Annotated in this window: 9 protein-coding genes; 3 read left to right on the top strand and 6 right to left on the bottom strand. The window is 62.0% G+C overall.

Annotation, left to right across the window (positions count from 1 at the left end):
• The coding region (locus OKC30_RS17060) for a hypothetical protein (RefSeq protein WP_270809708.1) at positions 1-376 on the bottom strand (376 nt) is incomplete at its 3' end.
• A gap of 200 nt (positions 377-576) precedes the next feature.
• On the opposite strand from OKC30_RS17060, the gene suhB reads away from it, so the two are divergent.
• Positions 577-1380: an inositol-1-monophosphatase gene (suhB, locus tag OKC30_RS17065; protein ID WP_103858438.1), complete on the top strand. Its 804-nt coding sequence runs from the start codon at positions 577-579 to the stop codon at positions 1378-1380.
• Between the two features lie 100 nt (positions 1381-1480).
• Here suhB and OKC30_RS17070 read toward each other — a convergent pair whose 3' ends face one another.
• The gene (locus OKC30_RS17070) at positions 1481-2356 is read right to left on the bottom strand and encodes a flagellar protein MotY (protein WP_039038755.1); all 876 of its coding nucleotides are present in this window, start codon (positions 2354-2356) and stop codon (positions 1481-1483) included.
• A 68-nt stretch (positions 2357-2424) separates the two neighbouring features.
• On the bottom strand, positions 2425-4398 hold the full coding sequence (locus tag OKC30_RS17075) for a methyl-accepting chemotaxis protein (RefSeq protein WP_160838317.1): 1974 nt from the start codon (positions 4396-4398) through the stop codon (positions 2425-2427).
• 145 nt (positions 4399-4543) lie between these two features.
• Between OKC30_RS17075 and rnt the strand changes: the two genes are divergently transcribed.
• The gene (gene rnt / locus OKC30_RS17080; protein ID WP_010675098.1) at positions 4544-5206 is read left to right on the top strand and encodes a ribonuclease T; all 663 of its coding nucleotides are present in this window, start codon (positions 4544-4546) and stop codon (positions 5204-5206) included.
• Between the two features lie 226 nt (positions 5207-5432).
• A complete protein-coding gene (locus tag OKC30_RS17085; protein ID WP_103858439.1) occupies positions 5433-6755 on the top strand; it encodes a Na+/H+ antiporter family protein in 1323 nt (440 codons plus the stop codon).
• A gap of 63 nt (positions 6756-6818) precedes the next feature.
• Here the strand turns inward: OKC30_RS17085 and OKC30_RS17090 are convergent, their stop codons facing one another.
• The 3 genes from OKC30_RS17090 to OKC30_RS17100 all read right to left on the bottom strand — a co-directional run bounded on the left by OKC30_RS17090 (position 6819) and on the right by OKC30_RS17100 (position 11147).
• Positions 6819-8012 (bottom strand): MFS transporter, encoded by a 1194-nt coding sequence (locus OKC30_RS17090; RefSeq protein WP_160838315.1) that lies wholly within the window; start codon positions 8010-8012, stop codon positions 6819-6821.
• A gap of 104 nt (positions 8013-8116) precedes the next feature.
• The gene (locus tag OKC30_RS17095; RefSeq protein WP_160838313.1) at positions 8117-9022 is read right to left on the bottom strand and encodes a LysR family transcriptional regulator; all 906 of its coding nucleotides are present in this window, start codon (positions 9020-9022) and stop codon (positions 8117-8119) included.
• Positions 9023-9230: 208 nt separating this feature from the next.
• Positions 9231-11147, bottom strand: a complete 1917-nt coding sequence (locus OKC30_RS17100) for a putative bifunctional diguanylate cyclase/phosphodiesterase (RefSeq protein WP_160838311.1) — start codon at positions 11145-11147, stop codon at positions 9231-9233.
• Between the last annotated feature and the right edge of the window lie 158 nt (positions 11148-11305).

The following is an 11305-nucleotide window of genomic DNA, read 5'->3' on the forward strand; positions in this document are numbered from 1 at the left end:
GTTTGGAGACAGCCAGTTTACCAGCACCCTGTCTGTCAACTTCCACTTCCCCAAGATCCCGCGAAGAACCATAAAAATGCGGATCCCGGACATCCGGCCCCTGTGGAGTATGTTCATACTGTCGATGCACCAACAGGGGAAGCACCGGCAATCCCAGTGTACTGCCTCCTGCTGGCCAGAGCGGAACAGGCCAGGCAGCGCCCTCTTCTTCCAGCAGCAGGATCGCCGCTTCGTCCTTCGACGGTTGCCACTGCTGGGGCTGTGCCACCCAGACCTCGGTGACATAATCGCTCTCTTCGCTGGCGGCACGCAGTGCGGCCAACACACCCAGAGTCGTCGGCGACGACGGTTTCTGACTAACTAATGACAGATTCATGGCTCATATCCCTATGCTCACCACAGCCTGTTATCCGGCTGTCGCGATAAGACTAGTTGATTACAGGTCTTTATTGGAGCCGTCAGATCTGTCAGTCACCACCCTGACCGAATGAGGGCATAGCAGTTGCTATTCCCGAATATCTTGGTAAGATGTCGCGTCCTTTTATCCCCCGTTCTTTAACATCCAGTGGTGAACCTATGCATCCGATGCTGAATATCGCCGTGCGCGCTGCGCGCAACGCCGGTCAAGTAGTAGTAAAAGCCTTTTCTCAACCCGAGAACATCGAGGTTATCCAGAAAGGCAGCAATGACTTCGTGACCAACGTTGACCGTGACGCCGAAGCGGCCATCATTCACACCATCAAAAAATCTTACCCGGAACACAGCATCGTTGCTGAAGAGTCTGGCGAGATTGCCGGTACCAATCCGGACTACCAATGGATCATCGACCCACTGGATGGCACGACCAACCTGGTCAAAGGCGTTCCGCACTTTGCCGTTTCCATCGCTCTGCGCGTCAAGGGCAAGACCGAACAAGCCGTTGTCTACGATCCCATCCGTGACGAGCTGTTCACTGCCACCCGCGGCAGCGGCGCCCAGCTGAACGGCTACCGCATCCGTGTCGGCAAGGCCAAAGAGCTCTCCGGCACCATCCTGGCCACCGGGTTCCCGTTCAAGCAGAAGCACCACATCGAACCCTACCTGAAGATGTTCCAGAGCATGTTCATCGAGTGTGCAGACATCCGTCGTGCTGGCTCCGCCGCGCTGGATCTCGCCTATGTGGCCGCTGGCCGCGTCGACGGTTTCTGGGAAATCGGCCTGAAACCCTGGGACACAGCCGCCGGTGAGCTGCTGGCCAAAGAAGCCGGCGCCATCGTCACCGACTTCGTCGGTGGTCACAACTACGAAAACTCCGGCAACATCGTGGTAGCCAACCCCCGCGTGCTGAAAGAGATGCTCGGCAAGATCCGCGAAAACCTGCCGGAATCCCTGGCCAAGTAATCCCGGATACCCGCGAAAAAAATGCCAGTCGGTTCGCCGACTGGCATTTTTTATTCCTGACTACAGCGAAAATCCCGCCCCTCTCGATGACTCAGCGGGATCAGATAGTGCCGTTGCGTCCCATGTTGATCACCACCCGGCGGTTCTTGGCTCGGCCAGCTTCCGTTTCGTTGGAGGCCACGTGCTGTTTCTCACCGTGCCCTTCCACCGAGATCTTGCCCTCCTCGATGCCGAGATCCACAAACACCTGCTTGATGGCATCCGCCCGCTTCTCGGAGAGCTTCTGGTTTGGCCAGCGGCCGCCATAGCTGTCGCTGTAGGCGTCGATCACCACCACATCGATGCTCTTGTCTGCCTTCACATAATCACCGATCATCGCCAGCCGCCGCTTGGAGGCCGGTGACAACTGATCGCTGTTCTTGTCATAGGAGAGCACGCTGAAGGCGATGTCGTTGAAGCTGTAGGGCAGCAAGCCACTCAGGCAGTCCATGAACGCCTGGTACTTGACCCTGAAATTGACCGACGAGAGCGATACCCGCACCGGCCTGTCCTGACGATACCAGTCGCGATACTGGAAAGTCGGCATACGCCCTCCTTCCAGCTCGTCCAACATGGTCCAGGCGGTCTGCCCCGCCACCAGGCCGTCAAACTGCTGATAGAACTGCAACTGGCTGATCTGTCGCCCGGCCACCCCGGGACGCCAGCTGGGGGGCATGATCCCGAGGCTCACTGTCTGGGTACGCGCCTGGGGTCGCTGCCCCTTGAGCTCGAAATCCAGATTGATCTTGCGCCCGGCCCGGCTGACAAAGGCCCCGGTTCCCCAGCGGGGAATAGGATGCTCCAGCCTGCACTCCACCTGGGTATCAGAGGTCAGGCGCCAGACGGATTGATCCAGACCGGCGCCAAATTCGGTCACGCCCGCCTGCAACTGCATACTCACTGATATGCTGATCAACCCCAACACCCAAGCATTCAACGGCTTGTCCTCCACACTATCTCGAATTATCTATCGGCAGCGGCAGGACAAGCTTTAGGCCAAAACGCTCAGTGGGGGGAAGAAGGGGCCATCAGCTTGAAGCTGGCGATGCGTCCCGCCAGATCCCGGGCCAGGGCATCCAGTTCGGCACTGTGTTGTTGCAGGGTATGGGAGTGCTGGCGATGGGCCTCATACACGTCACGGATGGTCATCACGTTTTGCTGGATGTCGTCGGTCACGTAACGCTGCTCCTCGGTGGCGGTGGCCACCTGGGCCGTCATGTCGCTCACCTTGCGCACCTCGTTGACGATGTCGGTCAGCTCGCTCCCCGCCCGTTTGGCCTCCGTCACGCTAAGGCCGGCCTGTTCGGTGCCCGTGTGCATGGCAGCCACCGCCTCGTTGGCCCCCTGGCGCAAGCGGCCCAGCATCCGCTCTATGTCATCCGCCGCCTGCTGGGTACGGGAGGCAAGCGCTCTCACCTCGTCGGCCACCACCGCAAAGCCGCGCCCGGATTCACCGGCACGGGCCGCCTCGATGGCGGCATTGAGGGCCAGCAGGTTGGTTCTGTCCGAGATCTGCTTGATGAGGCTCAAGGCCTCCCCCACCGACTCGGTATCCCGATGCAGGCTGTCCACCAGGTGCCGGGTATCCACCAGCGTGCCCGCGACCTGCTGGATGGTGTGGATGGTCTGATCCACCTCCTTGTCACCCTGCTTCGCCCGGCCGATGGCCTGCTGGGTCGCCTGGGAGGTCTGGGTGGCGTTGCGGGCAATCTCCGCGACAGTCGATGCCATCTCGGTGGCGGCAGTCGCCACCAGATCCACCTGCCCGCATCCCCTGACTACGCCGGCATTCACCTCGGCAATGACCTCGGCCGAGCTGGCGGCGCTGCGTATCAGCACGTCACAGGAGTGGCGCACAGCCAGCAGCAAACTCTCCAGGTGCCCGAGGAAATGGTTCAGATCCCGCGCCAGGGCACCCAGCTCATCCCCGGATCGCCAGTCGACCCGCACAGTCAGGTCGTTCTCCTGCACCAGGCGCTTGAAGGTCTGGTGCAGGGCCATGAAGCCCAGATGCAGATCCCGCACCACCCGCCAGCAGACGAAGGTGGTCAGGACGATGCACAGCAACACGCCAGCCGCCCCCCACCAGAAGTCACTGGCACTCCCGACCCGCATCTGTTCAACCCGCTCGAAGAGCTGCTGATAGAGGCTGTCTTCTATCTCCTTGAGCAGGCCTATCTTGTCGGTACTCAAGGCAAACCAGGCCTCCGCATCGACACCAAAACTGCCGCTTGCCGCCTTGTCCAGGGCCAGTTTCTCCATGGCGGCCACCTTGGCCACCACGGGTGAGGCGAGGCTGTCGTTCAGCAACTGACGCTGGGCTGGACTCGCCATCGCCTGGAAACGTTCGAGATAGGTGTTCTGGGCCGCCAGCAGGGAGATGAACTGCTGCAACAGCGCAGGCGTGAAGCTGTCACGGCCAAAGACGTTGCTGAGCGTCGCCCGCTCCAGCCCCGCACGCTCCTTGCTCTGCAGGAAGGCGGCGTAGGCATTGGTCTGCAGGGCGATGGTGGCATCCATGCTGTCGACGCTTATCTTGTCCACTACCGCCAGCAAGGCGGTCACGAGGCGGGTATAGAAGCCGACCTGTTCCGCCACCTCGACCCCCAGGGCGCTGACCCGCTCACGCATGGCGGTGAGTCCCGCCACTCCCTGCTGCACCTCCGTCAGAGCCAGCAAGGCAGGATCCTGATGAAAACGCTGCAACAGGCTGTCCACCACCTTGCGCTGGGCAGGCAGCGCATCGCGAAACTTGTTGCCGCCAGAGCCGAGGAAGCCGGCCGACATGCCGCGCTCCCGTTGCAGCTCATGGGCCAGCTGCGCCGCCTCCTTCACCACCGCCAGCGCGACCAGGGCGCCGCTCATCTCCTGTTCGACCCGATAACGTTCGTAGACGTACCGGCCGGAGAAAAACAGCAGGGCCAACAGCGGCAGACAGACCACCAACATCATCTTGTGTGCCAATCCCAGCTTCTTCATCGTCCTCTCCCTCCATGGTTGACGTCGCCAATTATAAGCACAGGTGTTTCAAAATGGCCCTCTTGCCGTCCCATGGCGGCAGATAAGGGACAAGGGCACGCTTTTTTGCCATAATGCCGCCTCCTTTCACGCCGACCGAGATACCATGACCGACGCCGTTCACACCCTCAAGGGCCGTTTTCGCGGCTTTTACCCCGTCGTCATCGATGTTGAAACCGCCGGATTCAATGCCAAGACCGATGCCCTGCTGGAAATAGCCGCCCACACCCTCAAGATGGATGAGCAGGGCTGGCTCGTCCCTGACCAGATCTTCCATTTTCATGTCCAGCCCTTTGAGGGCGCCAATCTGGAGAAAGCGGCGCTGGAGTTCACCGGCATCGACCCCTTCAACCCGCTGCGGGGCGCGGTGGACGAGAAGGAAGCACTCACCGAGATCTTCAAGGGGGTGCGCAAGGGCATGAAGGAGCAGGATTGTGGTCGCGCCATCATAGTGGCCCACAACGCCACCTTCGACCACGGCTTCGTGATGGCCGCCGCCGAGCGGGCCGGCCTCAAGCGCAATCCGTTCCACCCCTTCGCCACCTTCGACACCGCCGCCCTCTCGGGTCTTGCCCTGGGGCAGACGGTGCTGGCCAAGGCCTGTCAGAGCGCCAATATCCCCTTTGACAACAAAGAGGCCCACTCGGCCCTCTACGACACCGAGCGCACCACAGAGCTCTTCTGCCACATCGTCAATCGCTGGAAGAGCCTGGGAGGCTGGCCTCTGGCCAACCCGGATGAAACGACGGACACCGAAGACGAGGGCTGAACACTCCCAGCCCCTGCCCAGACAGGCTGCCCATGGCAGCCTGTCTGCATGAGGGGACCTGTCTGGGCAACGAAGAAGGGCCATTTTCCCGGTTCCCGTTCACCTCCAGCAGAAGATGCGTCCCTTGGCCGGGATCCGCCGATTTTTTTCTCGACATTTAGCCTGTTTTTCGCAAACTAGCTGGCTTTCACACGACTGACAGCAACACAATCCATAAGGAAATCAAATGAATCCTGTTGTTATCGCGGTGGCGCTGATGCTGGTGCTCAGCCTGCTGCGGATCAATGTGGTGGTCTCCCTCGCCATCGGTGCCATCGTGGGTGGCCTGCTCGGCGGACTCTCCCTCGAGCAGACCCTCAGCACCTTCACCGGCGGCCTGGGCGGCGGTGCAGAAATCGCCCTCTCCTACGCCATGCTGGGGGCTTTCGCGGTAGCCATCTCCCGCTCCGGCATCACGGATCTGCTGGCCCGCAAGGTCATCAACCAGCTCGGCAAGGATGCTAGCAGCACCCGCATTCTCTGGGTCAAGAGCCTGCTGCTCACCTCGGTGCTCGCGGTCTCCGTCTCCTCCCAGAACCTGATCCCGGTGCACATCGCCTTCATTCCCATCCTGATCCCGCCGCTGCTGCATGTCATGGCCCAGATGCAGATCGACCGCCGTCAGGTGGCCTGCGTCATCACCTTCGGCCTGACCGCTACCTACATGCTGCTGCCGGTCGGCTTTGGCGGTATCTTCCTGAACAACATCCTGGCCAAGAATCTCGTCGACAACGGCGTACCGGTGGAATTCAGCCAACTGCCCCTGGCGATGGCCATCCCGGTATTCGGCATGTTCCTCGGCCTGCTCATCGCCGTCTTCTTCAGCTACCGCAAGCCGCGTCAGTATGATCTGGAGCAGATCCTGGCCGCCGAACCCGAGACGGTCGAGCTCAATCTCAACCACATCTGGGTAGCCCTGCTGGCCATCGCCGTGGCACTCGGCCTGCAACTGATGACCAACAGCATCGTGCTGGGGGCGCTCGCAGGCTTCATCATCTTCACCTGCGGTGGCGTCATCAAATTCCGCGAGAGCCAGGATGCCTTCACCCAGGGTGTGCGCATGATGTCCCTCATCGGCTTCATCATGATCTCCGCAGCAGGCTTCGCCGCCGTCATGAAGGAGACCCACGGGGTGGAGAGTCTGGTGCAGTCCGTCTCCAGCATGATGGCAGGTCACAAGGGATTGGCGGCCTTCCTGATGCTGCTGGTGGGCCTGCTTATCACCATGGGGATCGGCTCCTCCTTCTCCACCGTGCCCATCATCGCCACCATCTATGTGCCCCTGTGCATCCACCTCGGCTTCTCGCCCATGGCGACCATCGCCCTGGTGGGCACCGCGGGCGCGCTGGGGGACGCGGGTTCCCCCGCCTCCGACTCGACGCTCGGCCCCACATCGGGCCTCAATGCCGACGGTCAGCACGACCACATCTGGGACAGCGTGGTGCCAACCTTCATCCACTACAACATCCCCCTGGTGATCTTCGGCTGGATTGCCGCCATGGTGCTCTGAGTCCATCCCGAGCAGACAGACAAAAGGCGACCCCGGGGTCGCCTTTCTTGTCTTGCACATGCCTCAGATGGCCGGTTGCAGTCCCCGCCTGCCGGCCAGGGCACAGAGACAGGCCACCAGGGCCAACCCCATGCCGGCTGCTCCCACCCCGAGCCAGTGACCCTGTTGCCAGACCAGCATCCCCAGGCTGGAGCCGAGGGTTCCCCCCAGGAACATGCCGGTCATGAAGAGGGTATTGATGCGCCCCCTGGCTTCAGGTCTCAGACCATAGATGCGCTGCTGATGGGCGATGAGTGCGCTCTGCACTCCGAGATCCAGCAAGATGACCCCGCACGCCAGCCCGGCCAGAGAGAGCCACAGCTCGAAGCAGATCCAGGCAAGCACCACCAGCACAGCACCGGCCAATACCACTGGTCTGGCCCCCAACCGATCCGCCATCCGGCCTGCCAGAGGGGCCGCCACCACCCCAGCCACCCCGATGACGCCGAAGAGACCCGCCATGTCGGCCCCCAACCCATAGGCAGGTTCGGCCAGGTAGAACGCCAGCACGGTCCAGAAGGCGCTGAAGGAGGCAAACAGCAAGGCCTGGGTCAGGGTCGCGCGGCGCAAGGCGGGCTCCTCGCGCCACAGACCGACCAGAGAGTGAAGCAGACGGCCATAACCGAGGGGAGAGCGCGGCAATCCGGACGGTATCATCCTGGCCATCAGCAGGGCCCCCGACAGGGCCAGGGGAATGGCCAGCCAGAACATGGCGCGCCAACTGCCATAGGCGGTGACCAGGCCGGCGACGGTGCGGCTGAGCAGTATCCCGGCCAGCAGGCCGCTCATCACGCTGCCGACCACGGCACCACGGCGGGCGGGATCTGCCAGGGTCGCCGCCACCGGAAATATCTGCTGGGCAGCCGTGGCCCCGATGCCGAGCAGGACGGAGGCCAGCATCAAGGTGGTGGCACTCGTGGCCGTGGCCGCCAGCAGGGAAGCCAGCGCGATCAGTGCAAACTGCCCCGGAATGAGCCAGCGGCGCTCGACCACATCGCCAAGCGGCACCAGCAAAAGCAGACCCATGGCATAGCCAAGCTGGGTCAGCATGGCGATCAATGGCATGCCCGAGTGCCCGGGAAAGTCCTGCGCCATCACCGCCAGCATGGGCTGGTTGTAGTAGATGTTGGCAACTGCCAGGCCGCATGACAGGGCCATGGCGAAGAGCAGGGAGGGGCCGGGGGTTGCGGCCCCTCCGGCAGAAGGCGATGTACTCATGCTCTTCTCCTCGTGGTAGAAGGGCTCCCGCCAGGATACGGGCCCCATGCGCACAGCCTACCCGGGGAGCGTCGCCACCAGTAGAGCGGTGGGGACCATAACAGTTATTCCGCTGGCGTATGCCCCACGCCGGGCAGGCCGGTCACGAATGCCAGAAAGGCGCTCGCCTTGGCACCAGGCTGGCGACCTGCCGGGAGCAGGGTCCAGAGCTCCTGCATGGGCAGTTGCCACTCGGGCAGCACCGCCACCACCTCGCCGCGGGCAAGCTCGGGGGCAAACATCCACTCCGAGGCGATACCGAGCCCCAGTCCAGCCAGCACGGCGGCGCGCATGCCTTCGGCCGCCGAGACCATCAGCCTGCCTTCTCCGGAAACCACCCTCTCCTCGACGCCACGGCGAAATCGCCACTGCTGCCCCATTCCGGGCCGTGGACTGTAAAGCACCAGGTCATGCTGTTGCAGGGCCTGAGGGGTCTCAGGCTCTCCTTTGGCGGCCAGATAGGCCGGCGTCGCCAGCACCCGCATGTCGCTTCGAGCGAGACAGCGGGCGACCAGCGACGAGTCGGCCTGTTTGCCGATCCGCAGAGCCACCTCGATGCCCGCCGAAATGAGATCCACATTGCCGTCATCCAGCAGGATCTCCAGATCCAGTCCCGGGTGAGCCGCCAGAAAACCGGCAAGATGGGGAATGATATGCAGGCGGGCGAAGGTGACGGGAGCGCTCACCCGCAGAGGCCCGCTCAGGCCCGCCCGGCATTGCTGCACCATGGCATCGGCCTCGTGGACCTGGGCCAGGATCTCTCTCGCCCGCAGATAGTAGGCCTCTCCGGCCTCGGTGGGCGCCAGCCCCCGGGTCGAACGCAGCAACAGGCGGCTGCCAAGGTGCGCCTCAAGCTGGGCAATCAATCTGGAAACCGTGGGTTGCCCCATCCCCAGTCGGCGGGCCACCGCCGAAAACGAGCCGGTCTCCACCGCCAGCACGAACACCTCCATCACCCCCAAGCGATCCATTTATGGCTCCTCTGCCCTGTGGCACTGTTCGTGGCACAAGGTAGCACCGGGCCTGCCCTCTCGCACCCTCGTTCTGGCAGGAGGCACAAGAAAACCGCGTCAAGGGCGGTGCTGCCATGGAAGAAAGGTGTCGGGATGAAATATCAACCAGGAACAATCGAACAGAGGGACTCGAAGACAAGGCTACAGGGGCTCGATTGCCCCAAGGCTACCCCAGTGCCACTTCCTGAATAGCGGCGCTGTGGGCGAAATAGCGGTGACAGAACTGCATGAACTCCGGCAGCGGCAAGGGACGCGAGTAGAAATAACCCTGGATCTCATCCACCCCTATGGTGAGCACCGCCTTGAGCTCATCGCTGTTTTCCACCCCTTCTGCCACGACACGCACCCCCAACTGATGAGAGAGGGTGGTGATGGTCTCGACGAACAGCGCCTGACGGGGATCCTTGTCGATGGCGGTGATGAAGGAGCGGTCGATCTTGAGCTTGTCGAAAGAGAGTTCACGCAGGTAAGAGAGCGAGGACCAGCCGGTCCCGAAGTCATCGAGGGCCACCCGCACCCCTATCTGGCGCAGGGAGTGAATGATCTGCTTGCTGAGGGCGATGTCATCGAGGTCGATGGTTTCGGTCAGCTCCACTATCAACTGGTGCAGCCCCAACGGCCCATCTTCCATCTTCTCTTCAATCTCCCTGGCCAACCCCATGTTGAACATGGAGTTGGAGAGGTTGATGGAGATCTCGAGCGGTGCTAGCACCTCCTCCGGGAAGCCGGACAGATCGAGCTGCATGCGCCGGATGATCCAGCCCCCGAGCGCCTCGCCCAACCCGTTCTCTTCTGCCAGCGAGATGATGTCGAGGGGGGCAATAAAGCCATATTCCGGATGATGCCAGCGGATCAGCGCCTCGGCCCCCAGCCTCACTACACTCTGGCCGCGCACGATGGGCTGATAGTAAAGGGCCAGTTGCGGGCATTGCGGGCAGTGGATAAGCTCCCGCAGCTCGGTCGACAGCCGGCGTTTGCGCTGATAGTGCTGATACATGCTGCTGGAGAAGAGCACATTGTCATTCAGCCGTTTGCGCTTGGCGCTGTCGAGGGCGATATCGGCAAACAACAGCATCTCTTCCGGTGAATGATCCGGTTTCACGTACTGGCTGGTGCCCATGAAGACCCGCACCCGGTGCGCCGGATCGGCGGCAAACACCAGATCCGCCAGCTCGCTGCGCAGTTGCTCCAGAAACGGGAAGCGCAGATAGGTGGGCATGGTGCCGGTGATGATGAGGGTGAACTCGTCACTGCCGGTTCGGGCAACGAAGATCCCCTGGCCAGAGGCGGCCTTGATCCGCGCCGCAAGCCGTTTGAGCAAGGCGTCCCCCACTTCGTAACCCAGACTGTTATTGACCTCCCTGAAATGCCCCAGATCCATGAGGCAGACGGTGATGCTGCTGCGCCGCCCGGGGTGGCGGGTCCACTGCTGGAGGTGCTTGATGAGCGCCGCCCGGTTAGGGAGACGGGTGAGAGGGTCGTTCCACGCCAGAAAATGCTGGCGACGCACTTCGCGAAACAGCACCATCAACATCACCATAGTCGCCAGCATCAGAAACCCCAGGATGAAGAAGTTCTGGGTTCTCGACTCGTTGAGCAGCTCACGCTGGGCGATGGCAGAAGGCCCGGTAAAGTTTTTCACCATCACGTCCCGCACCCCGCGCATCTCGTCATCGAGTGCGGCCGTGAACATCTTGAGTGCGGGGGAATCCGGCTCCCCTTGCACCACATCCTGCTCATAGCGTTCGAAGAGGGCGAGGATCTTGCCGACCGCCTTGTCCGCACCGAATCGGGCCCTGACCGACTTTGCCTCCTTCCCGTGCAGGAAGACATCGAGCCGGTTCCAGGCAATGTCAAAGCGTTTGTTCATCTCCTCCCGGCTGACGGCACCGGCACGATAGAGCTTCAAACCCTCTTCGAAGGCGTGGATCTCCAGCTCGAGCTGGGCCAGTGCCCAGGCGGAGAGCTGGGTGTAGCGCGTCACCTCATTGAACGCGCGGTCATAGTTCCAGACCGACCAGAGGGTCACCCCCAAAAAGGTGGTCACCATCAGGATCAGGCTCAAGAACTTGCTGCTCAGCATCTTATTTGCTCTCCAGCGCCGTCAGCTGCCACACCATCCGGCTGTGATAGATCTCCTTGTTGAGTTCGGGATGGTCGGTGAGGGGCCTTGTTGCACAATTCCAAAGCAGGACAGCAGTCTCTCAGGCGCCGATTTCGCTCAGTTGACCTGTTGTCGTA

The sequence above is a fragment of the Aeromonas sp. QDB18 genome, assembly GCF_027705325.1.
Classification (GTDB): domain Bacteria; phylum Pseudomonadota; class Gammaproteobacteria; order Enterobacterales; family Aeromonadaceae; genus Aeromonas; species Aeromonas caviae.